This window comes from Capnocytophaga sp. HP1101, from assembly GCF_054772415.1.
In genome coordinates this window covers 1-19858 of the sequence record NZ_BPUU01000006.1, presented here as the reverse complement: position 1 = coordinate 19858, position 19858 = coordinate 1, and the positions used below count along the sequence as shown (strand labels likewise).

Sequence of the window (19858 nt, the reverse complement as noted above, 5' to 3'; positions counted from 1 at the left end):
TATTTTAAAACAGTTAGTAGTGTTTTTAGTTATGGTATAGGTAGTTGGTGTTTCAAGGCACAAAGGTAGAAAAAAAAGTTGAAAACCCAAATTTATTGGGCGACAAATTTATTTTTAAAACAATAAAGACACTTTTTAATAACCTAATAAGCCCCATAAACTAAGAGCTAACAAAGCACTTTGCTTTTGCTTTCCTCCGATTTATTTCCCTCAAAACTACTGTTTTTTACTAACTCTTAATTGCTAATTCTCAACTCTTTACATACCCTTTGTATATCAATCGTCCAAGATTCGTATAAGGTTCGTATAAGCTTTGTATAAGCTAAGCATACCCTTCTTACAGCTCATCTTTTATCCTTCACCTAAAAACCTCCTTCCGAAATACTTTGTTTACTTACGGCGGTTCAAACACCCTGCCACAACCTATCCACCAATCAGATTCCTCCCACCAATCAGATTCCTCCCACCAATCAGATTCCTCCGACCAATCCAACCAATCCCACTCCTCCCACCAACTCTCCATTTGCTAATTTAATTTTTTTCCTTACCTTTGCATTTGTAAGTAAGTACACCCTAAGTTATGCAAATACCCAATACTTTTAACCTAAAAGTCCAAGCTGAAAAATATATTCCTATCCATACCGAAGAAGAACTTATCAAAGCGTTACAAGAATATCACAATCCGTTCGTCTTAGGAGGTGGTAGCAATATGTTGCTCACCAAAAACATTACACAACCCGTCTTTCACATCTTGCTCAAAGGCATTAGCACTGTGAAAGAGACTGATGAATGCATATGGCTTAAAGCCCAAGCCGGAGAGAATTGGCATCAGTTTGTGCGCTATACGCTGCAACAAGGCTATGGCGGACTTGAAAATCTTTCACTCATCTACGGCAATGTAGGCACTACTCCCGTACAGAACATAGGGGCTTATGGAGTCGAAATAAAAGATGTGATGGAAAGTTGTGAAGCTATTGATATTCATACACTGCAAAAACGCATATTTACGAATGCTCAGTGTGCTTTTGCTTACCGAGAGTCCATTTTTAAAGGGAAAGAGAAAGGTAAGTATATCATTACTTCAGTTACTTTTAAACTCACCAAACAGAACCATCAATTGCACACCCAATACGGGGCTATTCAACAAGTACTTTCAGAGCGAGGTATTACCAATCCTACCCCTGAACAGCTGTCCGATGTAATTATTAGCATTCGCGAAAGTAAATTGCCTAATCCTAATGAATTAGGGAACTGTGGTAGTTTCTTTAAAAACCCAATCGTTCTAAAAACTGATTACCAAAAGTTACAACAGCAATACCCTGAAATCCCTTGTTATCCAGTGAATGAAACCGAAGTGAAAGTGCCAGCAGGTTGGCTTATAGACCGCTCAGGGCTAAAAGGTTACCGAAAAGGAGATGCAGGAGTGCACAAACATCAAGCATTGGTATTAGTAAATTACGGTAAAGCTACAGGTGAAGAAATTTTAGCCGTAGCTAATTATGTAAAAACTCAAGTGCAAGAAAAGTTTAAGATAAACTTAGAGTTTGAAGTGAATATATTTTAATGATATAGTTTTACAATATGAATCAAGGGTTAAAAAACGATAATATATGGTTTATAGTGGAGTTGTGATGACCTTCTCTAATTCCCCCTCTTTGAGGGGGCAGGGGGAGGTATTCCCCCTTTGAAGATAGTCAGCGAGGGCTCACAGCTGGGTATTTGCACTGCGATAGCGGAGTGTAAGTGAATAGGGGGAGGTTTATAAATAACTCAATTCTAAAATTAATTAATGATGAAAAAAGAATATCACAAAGAAAAATTACAAACAATTATCCTTCAGAACAAAGAGGGAATGGAAGTAACCGTACTTAACTTTGGGGGTGTGATTAGCTCTATTAAAGTGCCTGTAAAGGGCAAGAAAGTAGAATGTGTATTAGGTTTCGATACATTCGAAGAATATGTAAGCGATGCTTACCGCAAGGAATATCCGTACCTTGGAGCGATTATAGGGCGTAATGCAGGGCGTATAAAGTACGGAAAAGCTATTATTGATGGTAAGGAAGTACAATTGCACCGCAACTTAGGAGAAAACCAAATACACGGAGGCTCAGTAGGCTTTGATAGTGTCTTTTGGGACGTGGTAGCACATCACAAAGGCGATAATCCTTCAGTAACCTTGCAATACATCAGTAAAGATGGTGAAGAGGGCTACCCAGGTGAAGTAACGGTGCGTGTAACCTATACCCTTACTTCCGATAACCGTTTGCGCATTGATTATCACGGCACGACTGATGCACCTACTATCTTAAATCTCACTCAGCACACTTATTTTAACCTCAATGAAAGCAATACCGATGTGCTAAATAATACCTTGCAAATAAAAGCTGATAAGTATGTGCCGTTAGAAGAAGGCTTTTTCACCCCCACAGGTGAACGCCCTCCCGTAGCAGGTACTCCCTTAGATTACCGAAAAGGACAAAAGATATACCCTCATACCGATAACTCGTTTGTACGTGAGATAGCCCCAGAAGAGGTAATGGCTACACTTACTAACGGAGAAAGAACGTTAGCAATGGAAGTGCGCACCAATCACCCTGTGTTGCACATCTATGCAGGATATTATTTACCTGAGTTGCAACCACCTCATCGCAAAACGATAGGACAGAGTAGGGGTATTTGTTTTGAGGCACAAGGTTATGCCGATGCTACTAAACACCCACAGTTTGATAGTGTAGTGTTAAGACCTCAAGAAGAATATAACTTCTTTACTGAATTTAAGTTTTTACCTCTTTCATAGAGATAGGCAAGATTAAAAGAATAAAAAAAGAGTCCGATATATCATCGGACTCTTTTTTTTATTGCTTAACCTTTAAAACTTAGCTTTTTTGTTCTTTATTGAAGTATACCAAATAGTAATACATTTGTTTCTCTTCGTCCCAACCTTTCTCTATGTACTTATCAGCCGATTCAGGGTTGATAAAGTCCATACGTATCTGGATATTAGTATCCAAATCAATCACGTTTTTAATTTTCTTTCGTACGTTCGTCACAGCTTTATTTGCAATAGGGAAGGTTGATACATCTTCTATTTGGTACTTAGGACCTTTCTCTACTTTGTAGTGCTTAAACTCTGGTATCAATTCAGGATTTTCAAACACTTCATTCATAAACGAAGTTTCTTCAAAATCATCGTTCTTAGCGAAGTAGTTAATCGCACGGTTCATAAAGAGCACTTCTTCTTTCTTGTCCTCAGCAGGCAAGATAACATCTTTGGCAAAATCTTGACTGAACTTCAAATACTTTTTGGTATAGAAGTTATCATCAACTAAGGCGTCTACATCCAAAAAGTTCTCTAACCAATACTTAGTATCGTAACGGTTGCTATCAATAGAGAGGATTTTATAACCGTCATCCTTATTTACATTGAAGATAATACAACCCTTGTCCAATCGGTGAATATTCACACCCTCTTGGATAAGTATTTCCAATTGATTTTCTTGTTCTTCAAACTGCAAAAAGCTGTTCTTCACCTCCGATTTGAAGATACCTACTGCTTTCACCTTCTCATTATCTAAATAACTGTCGTGCAAAAGGGCAACATACACTTCCCCACTTTTAATATGCGGGTGATTAGATTGGTTGTACAAATGTTGTGCAATTTTCTTAGATTGCTCGTGAATGGTGCTTTCGTCCTCAAAAATAGAAGTTACCATTTGGTAAAGCTCGTTAAACTCTACATCGGCATCGTGCACAAAGTGAAAGTAGTTTTCTTCTTTTTCACGGAAAGGCTTAAAGAAGTATTCTTTCAAAAGCCCTATAATCTCATCGTTAAGTGCATAAGGTCTTTCTGAAAGAAACAAAGGTTCTCCTTTACTTAAGTTCCCTACTCGGTGAATAGAAAGTGTTTCAATATTTGTTGTATATAAATTTAGCATAGTTATTTGTTATCTATTAGCTTATAATAGGTTAATAGTATTCTTCTTCATTAAAACTGCCGTAATCGTCTTCATCAAGGTCAAAATCATTGAACTCATCTTCAAACTCATCATAATCATCAGCTACGAATGATTTCTCAGGAGCTTCAGCAGGAATAGAACCGTGAGCGTGTATCAAGGCAGGGTAAGAAGCACCAGGTTCTTCCTCATCAATCTCTACTAATTCTACGAAGAACGTCCACATCGACATAAAGTCGTATACATACAACAGTTTAGGTTCTTCTTCACTTACTACCGATTCAATAGTTGTCTCTTCCATCAAACGTATTTCACCGCTTTCTGACATATCAAAAAGAGTAATTTCTTCTCCCTGATTCCAATCCTCATCGGTAAGATAAAAAGAGGCCATTTCGTCGCCAGCAAAGCCAAATGATTGGTTAATCACATTGTGTAAATCCTCTAAAGTAGCTTCTCCTTGAATGATAATATCTCTAAAAACGTCTTCTTTAACGTCGAGTATCACTCTGAACTTGTATACCATTTTTTAGTTGTTAGTTATTAGTTGTTAGTAAAAAAACTTTGTCAAAGGTCGTAGCACGACAGGCTGTTAGAGACTTTGACAAAGTTTATATATCCTTATTTTTTATATTTTATTTAGCTATATCAGTAATCTCAATGTCAAAAATAAGGTCGCTGTTAGGTGGAATCACATCGCCAGCACCTCTTTCGCCATATCCTAAAGCAGCAGGAATAAATACGCGTATTTTATCACCTACTTTCATTGTAAGCAAAGCATCTCTGAAGCCTGGTATAAGTTGCGCAGAAGTGTTGTAAGGCATCGGGAAGGCTTCATATCCTCCTTGTTGTTCACGTGTAGGGTTGTATTTGCCATAAGTCTCTTCAATTTCTTTTACGTTAGAATCGAAAAGGGTTCCGTCTTTCAAATAACCTGCATAGTTTACCATTACTTGATGTGTGTGATTAGGTTGTTTGCCTTTGCCATCAACTAACTTAAAGATTTTTACTCCTGAAGGAAGTGCTTTAGCTTGTGGTTCTTGAGTTTTTACTTCTTCTAAGAACTTAGCTGCAGCGGCTTTGGTTTTAGCCTCTCTTTCTCGTTCTCTTTTGTTAATTTCCTTGAAGTAATCTTCAAAAACTTTTACAGCATTGAAACTTTTAGCATCTTTACCATTGGCAATAATAGTAATCTTATTGATTTTGATATCCTTTTCAGGCTTGTCATTCATCACAGTTTTAGTGTTGGCAATAGCATCTATTACTTCTAAACCTTTCACCGTTTCGCCGAATACAGTGTGACGACCATCTAAATGAGGTGTAGGCACTTGGGTAATAAAAAACTGACTGCCATTGGTAGCTGGTCCTGCGTTTGCCATTGATAAGATTCCTTTTTTATCGTGCTTTAAAGTGGGCACAATCTCATCTTCAAATCGGTAACCAGGTTCACCCATTCCGGTGCCTGTGGGGTCACCGCCTTGTATCATAAAATCTTTGATTACTCGGTGGAAAATAGTTCCGTTGTAAAATGGTTTACCTTTGTATTCAGCTTTAACGAAAGTGTTTTTACCCTCAGCCAAAGTAACAAAGTTAGCTACTGTTACAGGAGTTTCTTTGTAGTTGAGTTTTACAATAATATTCCCTTGAGTAGTTTCAATATCGGCAAATAAGCCATCGCCTAAATCTTTATAGGCTTTCTTTTGCGAATTGCAACTGAAAAATACAAACATTGCACAAAGCAATGCGATAAAATTGAGTCGTCTCATATATAAAATTAATTAAAATTTCTACTTATTCAGGTCGTGGTTCTATCTTTTCTTTGTTCTTTTCAATCTTAAACACCTCTATCTTGGCAATAATAGGCTGATTGAAAGTTATCTTATCTTTATCACCGCGATAACCATAGGCTACGCTCGATGGGAAAAAGAAAACACCACTTTCTTTCTCTTTCAGCAATTTTAATGCTGAACGCAATCCTTGAAATACTTCTTCCTTATCTACGTTATACTTGTATTCGCCATTGGGGTTTTCTTGGTAAAGCTCGTTGCCTTGCAAATCCGAAAGGCTGTAATCATAAGTCACAATATCACCAAACTGCGCTGTGTAATCGGCATTAGGATTTTGGTTTAAGTAATAGAATTTAAAACCGTGTTGTGAATCTACAAAGGTGTGGAGCGTATCTTTTTTGATAATAGAATCGATAAGCGCTTCTTCTGAAGCTAGTAACGCTTTGTTTTTCTTAGCCGATTCCTTTAAAAAGGTACTCGTTTTTTTGGTTACAGGGTGGCGTGCTTGTCGGTCGGCACAACTTATGAGAACTATGCCAGCAACCATCATTATTGCTATTTTTTTGAGTGTATTCATTGTATTTTAAATATTCTTGTGGATAAAATCTGGCAAAACTTGCTTAAAAAAAGTTACGGCTTCTTCCATTGTGCCATCAAATCTACCTCCTGCCGCATTGATATGCCCCCCGCCGTTAAAACATTTCCGCGCAAACAAGTTTACATCGTTATTACCTTTGGAACGCAACGACATTTTTATAAAGTTACCTTCTTGAATGAAGATTACTGCCAACTTAGTGTCTTTAATGGTAAGCCCATAGTTCACAAAACCGTCGGTATCTCCTTTTTGGCAATCATACTGCTGTAATTCTTCGGAACTAAGTGTTGTGAAAGCCGTGTCGTACTCTTTTAAATACACCATATTCTTTAGGGCTACACTCAGCAATTGCAATTTGTTATACGAATTATTATCGAACACATTGCTATTAATCTGACTGTTTTTAGCTCCTTTCTCAATAAGGAAAGCAGCTATTTTTAGCGTATTGCTGGTAGTGGTGGGGTATTTAAAATTCCCCGTATCAGTCATTATTCCTGTGTAGAGGCAAGTCGCAATTTCTCTATCTATTTGGTTTTTATCGCCCATTGCATCAATAAACGAATAAATCATAGCACAAGTAGAGCTGGCATTGGGGTTAGAGAAAGTTACTTTGGCATAAGCCTCAGGTGCTTGATGATGGTCAATCATCACAAAAGTCGCTGTTGAGCTTTCTAATAAAGGTGTGAGTCCATCAGTGCGTTTGAGCGAATTGAAATCGAGTGTAAAGATAAGCTTAGAGTCTTCTATCTGTTTTTTTGCCTTTTCGGGGGCATTGTCATAGATGAGAATCTCATCGGCTGAGGGCAACCATTTTAAATAATCGGGGAAATCATTAGGCGATACCACCGTTACATCTTGTTGCATTTGTTTCAAATATAAATATAAACCTAAGCAGCTCCCGATGGCATCTCCGTCAGGACTTTTGTGAGGAATAATACTTATTTTCAGCTGTTTTTCAAGCAGTAGTTTAACGCTTTCTATATCATATATATTCATAGGGTGCGAAAGTACAACATTATTTTCAATTATTAAAAAAAATAGAAAAGTTTTTTTGCTAATGGTAGAAAGACTACTTTTCACAAATCAACTTTACTATTTTCATCAGAAGTTATACCTGAGGTTTATCGGTAGGGGAGGGGGTATGAGTTGATTTTTTGCTTCGCGCAGCAATGGCACTGTTGGTGCTTATAATGGTTTGGTTTACTCCTTCGATGAAATGCAAATAAGGCGCATTATTAAGGCTCTTTAGCGTTGTGAGATAAGGCAATAACGAGTGGTTGATGCGTAGTAAAAGAAGTTTTTTCAGTTCGCCAGTTTTAAGCTTAGAACTTCTTTGAGCTAAAGCCTGTTCATATGTTACGCGGTGGTCGTTAAAATCTTTTTGGGTGTTAGTAAGCATTGTAATTATTTCAGCTACACCTGTTAGGGCACTAATATCGGTAGCAAGAGCAGGGTCGGCAAAATCTTTTAAAAACGATTCGATATGAGCGGACTCTACCGCATAATTTTCACGGGCGATGCTCACGCCATATTTTTCAAAAACAGCGTTGAGCTTGCTTCCTGAGCTTTGTAAAGCTTCGATTGGCGAAGCGGCATAACCTTGTAATATTTTGCTCACTCGGCGGATAAGCTCATCGCGCTGTGTATCGATGGCATCGAGTTCAGAGAGCGTACGGTCACTTTTAATAGCTTCCGAAAGTTGCTGAGTAAGCGTTTCTATTTCAGCAAAAAGTGGTTTAAGGATAACATCTTTAGCCAGAGCGGTTTCTCTGCTAAAGAGAATTGAAAGTCGAGCGCCGGTATCGGCAACCTCAGTAATGCGAGCATTTGTTCTTAATGTTTTCATATCTGGAAAATTTTAAAATTGAAAAGAAATGATTAATTTGCCCGACAAAGGTAGTAATTAATTTTTAATGACAAAAAAATAATTTTCTTTTTTAATGAATATTTTTTGATGACGACCTCTTAGCGATGATGAGTAATCATCAATTGATAACGACCCCTATAGTGTGACGAGACATTATCAGTTGATAGCAACCCGTTCCATTGATGTAACAGACAATTATTAGTTGATAGCAATCTGTTCCACTAATGTAATGGACAGTTATCAGTTGATAGCAGTCTGTTCCGCTGATGTAACGGACAGTTATCAGTTGATAGCAGTCTGTTCCGCTGGTGTAACACACAATTATCAATTGATAGCAAGCTGTTCCGCTGATGTAACGAACAATTATCAGTTGATAGCAACCCGTTCCGCTGGTGTAACAGACAAAGAGCAGTTGATGATAAGGAGAAACAGAGTGGGGGAGAGGATTATTACAGAATTATTAAAACATTACACATATAAAAATATTTGATATTGATTTTTCTGCGAAAGCCATATAAAAACCCCACCTAATAATTATTAGATGGGGCTGTTATTATTGCCTGCGGAGGCTCTCAGCTTATTTTACTTCTTCGAAATCTACGTCTTGTACATTATCGGTGTTTACATCTTGAGCTCCTCCTGTGTTAGGTTGCTCAGTTGTGCCACCACCTTGTTGTGCTTTGTAGATGTCCTCAGAGGCTTGTTGCCAAGCAGTATTGATTTTGCTAAGGGCAGATTCAATATTGCTGAGTTCTTTGTTCTCGAAAGCAGTTTTGAGTTCACCGAGGGCACTCTCAATAGCTCCTTTCTTATCGGCTGGGATTTTATCGCCAAACTCTTTGAGTTGTTTTTCAGTTTGGAATATCATCGCATCAGCTTCGTTGAGCTTATCGGCTTTTTCTTTTGCTTGTTTATCGGCTTCGGCATTGGCTTCAGCTTCGCGTTTCATCTTTTCAATATCTTCTTTAGAAAGTCCTGAAGAGGCTTCTATACGGATATTGTGAGATTTACCTGTACCCTTATCGGTTGCCGATACGTTGATGATACCATTGGCATCGATATCGAAAGTTACCTCAATTTGTGGCACACCACGTGGTGCAGGCGGAATGTTATCTAAGTGAAAACGACCGATAGTTTTGTTATCTTGTGCCATTGGGCGTTCACCTTGCAATACGTGAATTTCCACACTTGGTTGATTGTCGGCAGCAGTTGAGAACACTTGCGATTTCTTGGTAGGAATGGTAGTGTTTGCTTCGATGAGTTTAGTCATCACACCGCCCATAGTTTCGATACCCAAAGAAAGAGGGGTAACGTCCAAGAGCAATACGTCTTTCACATCACCGGTGAGTACGCCACCTTGAATAGCAGCACCAATGGCTACCACTTCGTCAGGGTTTACACTCTTGTTAGGTTTCTTGCCAAAGAATTTTTCAACAGCTTCTTGTACGGCAGGAATACGAGTAGAACCACCTACTAAAATCACTTCGTTGATATCACCTACGCTCAAACCAGCATTTTCCAACGCTTTTTTGCAAGGTTCGATCGTGCGTTTTACGAGGTCGTCGATGAGTTGCTCGAATTTAGCACGAGAGAGCTTGCGTACTAAGTGTTTAGGACCTGTAGCAGTTGCTGTGATATAAGGCAAGTTGATTTCGGTTTCAGTAGTTGATGAAAGTTCAATCTTAGCTTTCTCGGCGGCTTCTTTTAGGCGTTGCAATGCCATAGGGTCTTTACGAAGGTCGATTTGTTCTTCTTTTTCAAACTCTTCAGCCAACCAGTTGATGATTTTTTCGTCTACGTCATCACCACCCAAGTGAGTATCACCATCGGTTGAAAGCACTTCAAACACGCCATCGCCGAGTTCCAAGATAGACACATCGTGAGTACCACCACCAAAGTCGAATACTACAATCTTGTGGTCGCTGTGGTCTTTATCCAAACCATAAGCTAAGGCAGCAGCAGTAGGTTCGTTGATAATACGTTCTACTTTCAAGCCTGCAATTTCACCTGCTTCTTTAGTAGCTTGACGCTGAGCGTCATTAAAATAAGCAGGCACGGTGATTACCGCACTGGTTACGGGTTGTCCTAAGAAGTCTTCGGCAGTTTTCTTCATCTTTTGAAGCACCATAGCCGAGATTTCTTGAGGGGTATACAAACGTCCGTCAATATCCACACGAGGGGTATCGTTGTCGCCACGTACTACTTTATAAGGTACACGAGCGATTTCTTTTTCCAATTCAGAAAATTTGTTACCCATAAAACGTTTGATAGAATATATCGTGTTTTTAGGGTTGGTAACTGCTTGACGTTTGGCAGCGTCACCTACTTTTATTTCGCCACCTTCGGTAAAAGCTACCACTGAAGGGGTTGTGCGTTTACCTTCGGCATTAGTAATAACCACGGGGTCATTACCTTCCATTACAGAAACACAAGAGTTTGTGGTTCCTAAGTCTATACCTATAATTTTACTCATATTAAATTATTATCGTTTTTTAAGTTCAACATTTTTTTTAATTTCAAAAGTCATTAGTCAATGACTGTGCCAAAGGGCTAAAAACTGACATATTGTCATTTTTAGAACTTAGAAATTAGGAGTTAGAAGTTAGTTGCAGTGACTGACAGCTGACACTTCTACCCTCAATCTGTTAATTCCTATTTTTCAGTTTCCTGATTTCTAAATACCAATTGATTGTCAAAAGCGTCTAACAAGATGACTGAATCGCGGTGTACGGTGCCACTCAAGATTTCTTTGGAAAGCTTGTTGAGCACTTCTTTTTGAATGATACGTTTTACAGGGCGAGCGCCAAATTGTGGGTCGAAACCTTTTTGAGCTAAGTAATCTATGGCTTCATCAGTAGCATCGAGCAAGATGCCTTCTTTGGCTACCATACGGAATACTGATTGCAATTGCAATTTGACAATATTGCGGATATTCTTAGCATTAAGCGGGGTGAACATTATGATGTCGTCAATACGATTCAAGAATTCAGGACGTACAGTTTGTTTGAGGAGTTGTAACACCTCGTCACGCGATTCGTCAATAGCACGCTCGGTATCCTTAGGATATTTTTCAAACGTTTCCTGAATGATATGGCTACCCATATTGGAAGTCATAATGATAATCGTATTCTTAAAGTCGGCGGTACGACCTTTATTATCAGTCAAACGACCTTCATCGAGCACTTGCAACAAGATGTTGAAAGTATCGGGGTGTGCTTTTTCGATTTCGTCCAAGAGAATTACAGAATACGGACGGCGACGCACTGCTTCGGTAAGCTGACCGCCTTCGTCATATCCTACGTATCCTGGAGGCGCTCCTACCAAACGGCTCACAGCGTGTTTCTCTTGGTATTCGCTCATATCGATACGCGTCATCGCATTTTCATCGTCGAATAAATATTCAGCAAGAGCTTTTGCTAACTCGGTTTTACCTACCCCAGTTGTTCCTAAGAAAAGGAAAGAACCAATAGGACGGCGAGGGTCTTGCAAACCCGCACGACTACGGCGAATAGCATCAGAAACCGCTTCAATAGCTTCTTCCTGACCTACCACGCGATGGTGTAATTCTTTTTCCAAGTTCAAGAGCTTTTCGCGTTCACCTTGTAGCATTTTAGCTACAGGAATGCCTGTCCATTTAGCCACTACCTCAGCGATATCTTCAGCAGTTACCTCTTCTTTTACAAGAGCATTTTCGTGCGATTTGCTGTCTAAATTCTTTTGCAATTCCACCAATTTATCTTCCGCTTCTTTGATTTTGCCATAGCGCAATTCGGCTACTTTACCATAGTCGCCTTCGCGTTCAGCTCTATCAGCTTCCAAGCGGTATTTTTCAATCGCTTCCTTAGTCGTTTGCACCTCGTCGATCACGCTCTTTTCGCTTTGCCATTTAGCATTCACCGCATTGCGGTCTTCTTTAAGATTTGCCAAATCAACGTAGAGCATTTTGAGTTTATCCTCATCTTTTTCACGTTTGATCGCCTCGATTTCAATTTCGAGTTGCATAATCTTGCGGTCGAGTACGTCTAACTCTTCAGGTTTAGAATTGATTTCCATACGGAGTTTGGCAGCCGCTTCGTCCATTAAGTCGATTGCTTTATCGGGCAAAAAACGATTGGTGATATAGCGTTCAGAAAGTTCGACGGCAGCGATAATCGCCTCATCTTTGATACGCACTTTGTGGTGAGTTTCGTACTTTTCCTTGATACCACGCAAGATAGAAATCGCACTTTCGGTATCAGGTTCTTCTACCATTACCTTTTGGAAACGGCGTTCGAGTGCCTTGTCTTTTTCAAAGTATTTTTGGTACTCATCGAGGGTAGTAGCCCCAATGGCACGGAGCTCACCACGCGCTAAAGCAGGTTTCAAGATATTGGCAGCGTCCATTGCGCCCTCTCCCCCACCAGCTCCTACAAGGGTGTGGATTTCATCGATGAAGAGAATGATGTTACCATCGGAAGAGGTAACCTCTTTCACTACCGATTTGAGTCGTTCTTCAAACTCACCTTTGTACTTAGCCCCCGCGATAAGGGCACCCATATCCAATGAGTAAATCACCTTATCTTTCAAGTTTTCAGGTACATCGCCTTTTACGATACGGTGCGCTAAACCTTCGGCAATAGCAGTTTTACCTACCCCAGGTTCACCTACCAGCATAGGGTTGTTTTTGGTACGGCGAGAGAGGATTTGCAACACACGACGTATTTCCTCATCACGACCGATTACAGGGTCGAGTTTACCACTATCGGCTAACTGGTTCAAGTTTTTAGCGTATTTGTTGAGCGAGTTGTAAGTATCTTCGGCAGAAGCAGAAGTTACACGTCCGCCTTTGCGCAATTCTTGAATGGCTTTCTCTAACTCTTTTTCGCTCACGCCTTGGTCTTTGAGAGCTTGAGCGATTTTGCTATTGGATTTGAAGATCGCCAATATAAGATGTTCTAATGATACGTATTCGTCGTTCCATTTTTTAGCGATATTCACAGCTTCGTTGAGCATAGTGTTTGCTTCGCGAGAGAGCCCCATATCGCCACCGCTGACTTTAGGAAAAGCCTGCAAAGTAGCATCCAATTGTTTATCTACTTGCTCGCGGTTAATGTTCAATTTTTTAAAGAGGAAAGGCAATACATTTTCATCAATTTGCTCTATAGCTTTGAAGAAGTGTTCGTTTTGCAATTCCTGATGCCCATACTGTTGGGCGAGTTGCTGAGCGGTTTGCACCGCTTCTTGTGCTTTGATAGTAAAGTTATTAAAGTTCATAAGTTTCTTTCAATTAACAATTAACAATTTATAATGCGAATCAAGGGTTGAATTGACTTGTTGAATATAAACCTCCCCCAACCCCCTCCAAAGGGGGAGATGCGACGCAAAGATAACAATATGTTGTATATCAGCAATAATTATTTTTTAAACTTTTCATTCATATTGTTAATTAACATTTTCAGCGAGAGAAAGGCAAGAGTTGTGCCAAGTGATTTTAACTGACAAAATGACAGTTTTAAAAGATTTTTTGAATAAAAGTATTTTTGTGCCAATTTAAAAAGGAGTAATTAATAGATTGTTTATCAGATTAAAATAGTTGTTTAGTGAGAAGAACACAAATAATGACAATGTGGCAGGTTATAATACCGATAATGCCAATAATACCGATAATACCGATAATACTGATAATTATTTGTTCAAGGTTTTAGTACGAAGGGTAGTACGAGCCACACGGACAGGTGCAAGTTGCACGGGCGATAATGGGGAGATTGGTTAGGCTTGTTTGGACGAGTCGGACATTTCAGACGAGTCGGACAACTCAGAGGGTAAGAGCTTTCGGAAGGAAACGGAGGAATTCAGAAGGGATTTTTTAGGTAAAAGATAAAAGATGGCTGTGAGAAGGGTATGGTTAGCTTATACAAAGCTTATAGGAAGCTTATACGAATCTTGGACGATTGTTATACAAGGGGTGTATAAGTAATTGATTAATACCATAATACAACAATGCCAAAAATGCCAAAAACAGGGTTTCGAGGCGAAAGAAAAGGGAAGAGGTAATAGGCATTAGGCAATAGGCATTAGGCAATAGGCATTAGGGGGAGATGCGACGGAAACCTCCCCCTATTTACTTACTTCGCTATCGCAGACAATACTCGTGGAGGGGGGGTAACATCCCCCTAGCCCCCCTCAAGGGGGGAATTAGGGGCGAAAAAGCGAGAGAAAAAAGGCAAAAACCTTCTCCTGATTCACTTACTTGGTAATTGCAGACTACTCTCGGAGAGGGGGGTAACATCCCCTTAGCCCCCTTCAAGGGGGGGATTAGGGGCGGGAAGGGGAAACTGTTAGGACGGGACAATGAAGGGATGATAAAGCTAAGCCGAACCTAAGATGGTGCGAGCTACACGAACAAATAACGAATGGCGAAGCTGGGTGGAGGAAATGCAAAGAAACAAAATATAAAGTCTTTTATGTTGTGTATTGATATTTTTTTGTACCTTTGCACCAAAATATAGACAAAATGAAAGTAGCTGTGGTAATGGGAAGCAAGAGTGATTTGCCTGTGATGCAAGATGCTATTGATATTCTCAAGTACTTTGGTATCAAGACAATAGTAGATATTGTATCGGCACACCGCACGCCCGAAAAGCTGATGGAGTTCAGCCAAAATGCGCATAAAAAAGGCATTCAGGTAATTATTGCGGGAGCGGGAGGTGCGGCGCATTTGCCTGGTATGGTCGCTTCGATGTCGCCTTTGCCTGTGATAGGAGTACCGGTGAAGAGTAGCAACTCTATTGACGGTTGGGACTCGATTCTCTCTATCTTGCAGATGCCTAACGGCGTGCCTGTAGCTACAGTAGCTTTGAATGCTGCTAAGAATGCAGGTTTATTGGCGGTGCAAATATTGGCAAGTGCCGACGCTGTGCTCTTACAAAAAATGATTGATTATAAAGAAAGTTTGAAACAAGCGGTGCTTACTGCCGCAGCAACTCTCAACGATGAATAAAGATACTTTTCAGGGCTCACGCCTTTTATTATTAGACTTTGGCTCGCAATACACGCAACTTATTGCACGCCGTGTGCGCGAATTGAATGTTTATTGCGAAATGCACCCCTACAATCATTTGCCTGATAACATAGAAGACTTCTCGGCAGTGATACTCTCAGGTTCGCCTTATTCGGTGCGCAGTGCAGAAGCCTTGCATCCTGACCTATCGGCACTGAAGGGCAAAATGCCCCTATTGGCGGTATGCTACGGAGCGCAGTACTTGGCGCACTTTGGTGGAGGCGAAGTAGCCCCCTCGAACATACGAGAGTACGGGCGCGCTCACCTTACGTATATTAAGCCTAAAGAGCCTCTTTTTGAAGGAATTGCAGAGGGGAGTGTAGTGTGGATGAGCCATAGTGACACTATCAAACAACTGCCTACAGGCGGAGTTTGTTTGGCGAGTACGCCTGATGTAGTGAATGCTGCTTACCGTATAGAAGGTGAGGAGACCTATGCCATTCAGTTTCACCCCGAAGTTACGCACTCAGTCGACGGAATGAATTTATTAGCCAACTTCCTTTTCAGAATAGCTAAACTTACTCCTAATTGGACGTCGGACAACTTTGTAGAGATGACGGTAGCGCAGCTAAAAGCACAAGTGGGCGATGAGAAGGTGATATTAGGCTTATCGGGAGGAGTGGATTCAACGGTAGCAGCTGTATTACTCAATGAAGCGATTGGCAAGCAATTGCACTGTATATTTGTAAACAACGGGCTTTTGCGCAAAAATGAATTTGAGAACGTACTGAAACAATACGAAGGTATGGGGCTGAATGTGAAGGGAGTTGATGCTTCGGTGCGTTTTTTGACAGCCTTAGCCGGCAAAACCGACCCTGAAGAAAAACGCAAGACCATAGGGCGTGTATTCATTGAAGTATTCGACGATGAAGCACACAAAATTACTGATGCGAAGTGGTTGGCACAAGGCACTATTTACCCCGATGTGATTGAATCACTATCAGTAAAGGGACCTTCGGCGACTATCAAATCACACCACAATGTAGGAGGTTTGCCCGACTATATGAAGCTGAAAGTAGTAGAACCCTTGCGAATGCTCTTCAAAGACGAAGTGCGCCGTGTGGGACGCAGTTTGGGCATCAGTGATGAACTATTGGGTAGACACCCTTTTCCTGGACCTGGATTGGCGATTCGCATTTTGGGAGATATCACTGCCGAGAAAGTAGCCGTTTTGCAAGAAGTAGATGCTATATTTATTAACGCACTGAAAGAAAGCAACCTATACGACAAAGTGTGGCAGGCGGGGGCTATTTTACTGCCTATCAACAGTGTGGGAGTAATGGGAGACGAACGTACCTATGAACGTGTGGTAGCCTTACGCGCTGTGGAAAGTATAGACGGTATGACGGCAGATTGGGTGGACTTGCCTTATAAATTCCTACAAAAAGTATCCAACGATATTATCAATAAGGTGAAAGGTGTGAACCGAGTGGTGTACGACATCAGCAGTAAACCGCCTGCCACCATAGAATGGGAGTAGAGAGTTAATAATTTAGAGTTATCAATTAAGAATTAGAGATTAAATCATAAGACAATATTATGAAAAGAATTTTAACATTAGCCTTGTTATTATGCTTGGGAATTGCTTATGCACAACCGCAAACATACACGGCAAATAACTATGAAAGTATTGAAAATATAGCTAAGACCTATCGTTTTTCGCCTGCTGACATCATAAAACTTAACCCAGGACTTAAAGATGGGGTACAGAAGGGAATGACTATTAATATCCCTGTAAGCAAAGTGAAGCATTATAACACCCAACGTCCTGTAGGTTTTACAACCCACTTAGTAAAGTTGGGGGAGACATTCTTTGGTCTGTCGCAAAAATACAACATCACTATTGATGATTTAAAGCGATATAATTTAGACCTTTATATAAGAGAATTGCAAGAGGGCGAGCGCATTACTATTCCGCTCTTTAGCAAAACAGCTGAAATGGTACAGAGAAGTGTACAAGGACAAAAGAAGTATGTAGTAAAACCTCAAGAAACACTTTGGCGCATTGCAAAAAATCACAATGTGAGTGTAGAGGAGTTGGAAAGGCTGAACAAAAATGAAAAAGGGTTTAACCCTAATAGTATAAGAGAAGGGCAGGAAATTTGGGTGCCTGCTGCAGCGGCTGATAGTACAGAACCAGAGCCACCTGCACGCCCGAATACTAAGAAAGAAGTAGTGCTTTACCTTGTGGAAAGAGGGGAAGGTTTTTATAGCTTAGAGCGCAAGTTTGGCTTATCGGAAGCTGAGCTTGTGAAACTAAATCCTACTCTTAAAGACGGTTTGAAAAGCGATGCCCAAATATGGATACCCAAAGAGAATTACGAGCGTTATAAAAGTGCTTCAGTAGCCAATACGGTAAATTACAACTTTCAAAATTCTAACAACACCTTGCGTTCAGCATCTTCACCTACTAATGTGAAGGAGATATCTTATATACTACCTTTTAAGCTTTCGGATATCAGTACGGGGCAAATTGCTATTATAAAATCACGACTTACTGAAAACAAGCTAACTCCCGTAGCTACCGATTTTTATTCGGGAGCTCTTATGGCTTTGGATTCTCTTCAAAAGATGGGATATAAGTTTAAAGTGAATGTATACGATAGTGAAGGCGACTTAAAGAAGGTAGCCTCAAACGCTTCGGTACAGAATTCACAAGTGGTAATAGGTCCTTTTACTACCAAATCGTTTAACGCTTTAGCGTCATTGGTTACAAGTAATAATACGATATTATTAGCCCCTTTATCAAACAAAAATATAACACTTAATCCTAATGTGTACCAAACCTTGCCAAATGATGAGGTATTGCAAGCACAAATGATTGATTATTTAAGCAAGAACTATTCGGATGAGAATATGATTATTTTAGCGGACAGCAAGAATACTTCTTTACGTGAGAAGTTAGAGCGTTCGTTCCCTAATGCTAAGGTAGTAACCGAGATGTCGGCTAATGGATTTGTTAATGCGCTAAATTACAACAAAGAGAATGTAGTGTTATTACAATCGAGTGATATAGGTTATGTATCGATGGCAGTGCGTTTGTTGCACAATGCACTTAAATCTAAAAGGAACAACACTTTTCCTAAGATAATGTTAGCAACTGTGGATAGGGGTTCGGTATTTGATTCTAATAATCTTTCAAACAACCAGCTATCGGATTTGCGTTTTACATATCCTACGGTAAATAAATATTCTAATGGTACAGATAGTTTTTCAACGCGATATTTAAAAACGTATGGTATTTTGCCTAATAAGTATGCCATTCGCGGTTTTGACCTTACTATGGACGCTGTATTGCGTTTGGGAGTATCGGGTAATCTCAGCAGTGCTAATACTCGTATAGGGGAAACCTCTTATTTAGAGAATAAATTTGCCTACTTAAAGAATGCTTATAAAGGAGGAGGCTATGAAAACCAAGGTGTGTATATTGTGCAATATGACAATATGGAAGTAAAAGAATTAAAATAAACCTAAACGATAATTAAAAATGAGAGTAGCAGTAGTAGGCGTTACCGGAATGGTAGGTAACGTAATGTTAGAAGTACTTGCAGAACACAAATTTCCTGTAACCGAATTAATTCCGGTAGCATCAGAGAAATCAGTAGGGAAGAAAATCACCTTTCAAGGAACTGAATACACCGTGATAGGCTTGCAACAAGCTGTATCACTTAAACCCGATGTAGCCCTCTTTTCAGCAGGAGCTACGGTCTCTAAAGAGTGGGCACCTAAGTTTGCCCAAGTAGGGACGACAGTGGTAGATAACTCATCAGCTTGGCGTATGGACGACACTAAGAAATTAGTAATTCCTGAAATCAATGCCGATGTACTTACTAAAGACGATAAGATTATTGCAAACCCTAATTGTTCTACTATACAGATGCTTGTAGCTTTAGCTCCTTTGCAAAAAAAGTATGGTATTAAGCGTGTGGTAGTCTCCACCTATCAATCGATTACGGGAACGGGAGTGAAAGCTGTACGTCAGTTAGAGAATGAGTATAAAGGTGAGAAAGGTGAGATGGCTTATCACTACCAAATACACCGTAATGCTATTCCGCATTGTGATGTGTTCGAGGACAATGGCTACACCAAAGAAGAGATGAAGCTTGTGCGCGAAACCAAGAAGATATTGCGTGACGATAGTATAGCAGTAACAGCTACAGCGGTACGTATACCAGTAGTGGGCGGACATAGCGAAGCGGTGAACGTAGAATTGAAAAAGGATTTTAATATTGATGAAGTGCGTGCGCTCTTGGCACAATCGCCTGGTATCAAGGTGCAGGATAACACTGATACAAATACATACCCAATGCCACTGTATGCTCACGGCAAAGATGATGTGTTTGTGGGGCGTATCCGTCGTGACGAGTCGCAACCCAATACTCTTAACTTGTGGGTAGTAGCTGATAACCTTCGGAAAGGAGCTGCCACTAATACCATACAAATAGCTGAGTACCTCATCGCACATAAACTGTTATAGTAATGATGCATTTGAAAAGTATTAATGCTTAGAGAATATAAAAAAGTGTTACATTGATTAATAAAAGGCAAAATTTATAGAAGTTTATAAAGCTTATAATCATACACTTACTGAAATAGTAAAAACTTTTTTCAAAAAAAGTC

15 protein-coding genes are annotated in these 19858 nt (G+C 40.0%); 6 read left to right on the top strand and 9 right to left on the bottom strand.

The window, feature by feature from the left end:
- Positions 1-394: 394 nt before the first annotated feature.
- Positions 395-523 (bottom strand): hypothetical protein, encoded by a 129-nt coding sequence (locus tag RCZ04_RS04940; RefSeq protein ID WP_460484849.1) that lies wholly within the window; start codon positions 521-523, stop codon positions 395-397.
- A 57-nt stretch (positions 524-580) separates the two neighbouring features.
- Here RCZ04_RS04940 and murB point away from each other — a divergent pair, with 57 nt between their 5' ends.
- Together murB and RCZ04_RS04930 are read left to right on the top strand one after the other, a co-directional pair.
- A complete protein-coding gene (gene murB / locus RCZ04_RS04935) occupies positions 581-1564 on the top strand; it encodes a UDP-N-acetylmuramate dehydrogenase (protein ID WP_460484848.1) in 984 nt (327 codons plus the stop codon).
- A 228-nt stretch (positions 1565-1792) separates the two neighbouring features.
- Positions 1793-2797, top strand: a complete 1005-nt coding sequence (locus tag RCZ04_RS04930; RefSeq protein WP_460484847.1) for an aldose epimerase family protein — start codon at positions 1793-1795, stop codon at positions 2795-2797.
- A gap of 79 nt (positions 2798-2876) precedes the next feature.
- Here RCZ04_RS04930 and RCZ04_RS04925 read toward each other — a convergent pair whose 3' ends face one another.
- From RCZ04_RS04925 to clpB, 8 genes are all read right to left on the bottom strand, one after another.
- Positions 2877-3935, bottom strand: coding sequence for a nucleoid-associated protein (locus tag RCZ04_RS04925; RefSeq protein ID WP_460484846.1), 1059 nt, complete (start codon positions 3933-3935; stop codon positions 2877-2879).
- A gap of 31 nt (positions 3936-3966) precedes the next feature.
- The gene (locus RCZ04_RS04920; protein WP_460484845.1) at positions 3967-4476 is read right to left on the bottom strand and encodes a plasmid pRiA4b ORF-3 family protein; all 510 of its coding nucleotides are present in this window, start codon (positions 4474-4476) and stop codon (positions 3967-3969) included.
- A gap of 109 nt (positions 4477-4585) precedes the next feature.
- Positions 4586-5716 (bottom strand): peptidylprolyl isomerase, encoded by a 1131-nt coding sequence (locus tag RCZ04_RS04915; RefSeq protein ID WP_460484844.1) that lies wholly within the window; start codon positions 5714-5716, stop codon positions 4586-4588.
- Positions 5717-5741: 25 nt separating this feature from the next.
- Positions 5742-6314, bottom strand: a complete 573-nt coding sequence (gene gldI / locus RCZ04_RS04910; RefSeq protein ID WP_460484843.1) for an FKBP-type peptidyl-prolyl cis-trans isomerase — start codon at positions 6312-6314, stop codon at positions 5742-5744.
- A gap of 6 nt (positions 6315-6320) precedes the next feature.
- Positions 6321-7328, bottom strand: a complete 1008-nt coding sequence (locus RCZ04_RS04905) for a DHH family phosphoesterase (protein WP_460484842.1) — start codon at positions 7326-7328, stop codon at positions 6321-6323.
- A gap of 112 nt (positions 7329-7440) precedes the next feature.
- Complete coding sequence (locus RCZ04_RS04900; protein ID WP_460484841.1) at positions 7441-8178, bottom strand: DUF6261 family protein; 738 nt, start codon at positions 8176-8178, stop codon at positions 7441-7443.
- Positions 8179-8776: 598 nt separating this feature from the next.
- Positions 8777-10672, bottom strand: coding sequence for an Hsp70 family protein (gene dnaK / locus RCZ04_RS04895; RefSeq protein ID WP_460484840.1), 1896 nt, complete (start codon positions 10670-10672; stop codon positions 8777-8779).
- 179 nt (positions 10673-10851) lie between these two features.
- Positions 10852-13452, bottom strand: a complete 2601-nt coding sequence (clpB, locus tag RCZ04_RS04890) for an ATP-dependent Clp protease ATP-binding subunit (protein ID WP_460484839.1) — start codon at positions 13450-13452, stop codon at positions 10852-10854.
- A gap of 1240 nt (positions 13453-14692) precedes the next feature.
- On the opposite strand from clpB, the gene purE reads away from it, so the two are divergent.
- Genes purE through RCZ04_RS04870 form a run of 4 tightly spaced genes read left to right on the top strand, consistent with a single transcriptional unit; the run spans position 14693 to position 19715 of the window.
- Positions 14693-15178 carry a 5-(carboxyamino)imidazole ribonucleotide mutase gene (gene purE, locus RCZ04_RS04885; RefSeq protein WP_460484838.1) on the top strand — a complete coding sequence of 162 codons (486 nt, stop codon included), beginning with the start codon at positions 14693-14695 and terminating at the stop codon, positions 15176-15178.
- Positions 15171-16718 (top strand): glutamine-hydrolyzing GMP synthase, encoded by a 1548-nt coding sequence (gene guaA / locus RCZ04_RS04880; RefSeq protein WP_460484837.1) that lies wholly within the window; start codon positions 15171-15173, stop codon positions 16716-16718. Before purE ends, guaA begins: the two co-directional genes overlap by 8 nt.
- Before the next feature lie 59 nt (positions 16719-16777).
- Complete coding sequence (locus tag RCZ04_RS04875; RefSeq protein WP_460484836.1) at positions 16778-18706, top strand: PBP1 and LysM peptidoglycan-binding domain-containing protein; 1929 nt, start codon at positions 16778-16780, stop codon at positions 18704-18706.
- A gap of 19 nt (positions 18707-18725) precedes the next feature.
- Positions 18726-19715: an aspartate-semialdehyde dehydrogenase gene (locus RCZ04_RS04870; RefSeq protein ID WP_460484835.1), complete on the top strand. Its 990-nt coding sequence runs from the start codon at positions 18726-18728 to the stop codon at positions 19713-19715.
- The last annotated feature ends 143 nt before the right edge of the window (positions 19716-19858 follow it).

What these genes read in the sequence shown, in the direction of transcription:
- RCZ04_RS04930 (WP_460484847.1), top strand. Translation starts at nt 1,793, where the DNA reads ATGAAAAAAGAATATCACAAAGAAAAATTACAAACAATTATCCTTCAG.
- RCZ04_RS04905 (WP_460484842.1), bottom strand. Translation starts at nt 7,328, where the DNA reads ATGAATATATATGATATAGAAAGCGTTAAACTACTGCTTGAAAAACAG.
- purE (WP_460484838.1), top strand. Translation starts at nt 14,693, where the DNA reads ATGAAAGTAGCTGTGGTAATGGGAAGCAAGAGTGATTTGCCTGTGATG.
- RCZ04_RS04915 (WP_460484844.1), bottom strand. Translation starts at nt 5,716, where the DNA reads ATGAGACGACTCAATTTTATCGCATTGCTTTGTGCAATGTTTGTATTT.
- gldI (WP_460484843.1), bottom strand. Translation starts at nt 6,314, where the DNA reads ATGAATACACTCAAAAAAATAGCAATAATGATGGTTGCTGGCATAGTT.
- RCZ04_RS04875 (WP_460484836.1), top strand. Translation starts at nt 16,778, where the DNA reads ATGAAAAGAATTTTAACATTAGCCTTGTTATTATGCTTGGGAATTGCT.
- murB (WP_460484848.1), top strand. Translation starts at nt 581, where the DNA reads ATGCAAATACCCAATACTTTTAACCTAAAAGTCCAAGCTGAAAAATAT.
- RCZ04_RS04870 (WP_460484835.1), top strand. Translation starts at nt 18,726, where the DNA reads ATGAGAGTAGCAGTAGTAGGCGTTACCGGAATGGTAGGTAACGTAATG.
- clpB (WP_460484839.1), bottom strand. Translation starts at nt 13,452, where the DNA reads ATGAACTTTAATAACTTTACTATCAAAGCACAAGAAGCGGTGCAAACC.
- RCZ04_RS04925 (WP_460484846.1), bottom strand. Translation starts at nt 3,935, where the DNA reads ATGCTAAATTTATATACAACAAATATTGAAACACTTTCTATTCACCGA.
- dnaK (WP_460484840.1), bottom strand. Translation starts at nt 10,672, where the DNA reads ATGAGTAAAATTATAGGTATAGACTTAGGAACCACAAACTCTTGTGTT.
- RCZ04_RS04920 (WP_460484845.1), bottom strand. Translation starts at nt 4,476, where the DNA reads ATGGTATACAAGTTCAGAGTGATACTCGACGTTAAAGAAGACGTTTTT.
- guaA (WP_460484837.1), top strand. Translation starts at nt 15,171, where the DNA reads ATGAATAAAGATACTTTTCAGGGCTCACGCCTTTTATTATTAGACTTT.
- RCZ04_RS04900 (WP_460484841.1), bottom strand. Translation starts at nt 8,178, where the DNA reads ATGAAAACATTAAGAACAAATGCTCGCATTACTGAGGTTGCCGATACC.
- RCZ04_RS04940 (WP_460484849.1), bottom strand. Translation starts at nt 523, where the DNA reads ATGGAGAGTTGGTGGGAGGAGTGGGATTGGTTGGATTGGTCGGAGGAA.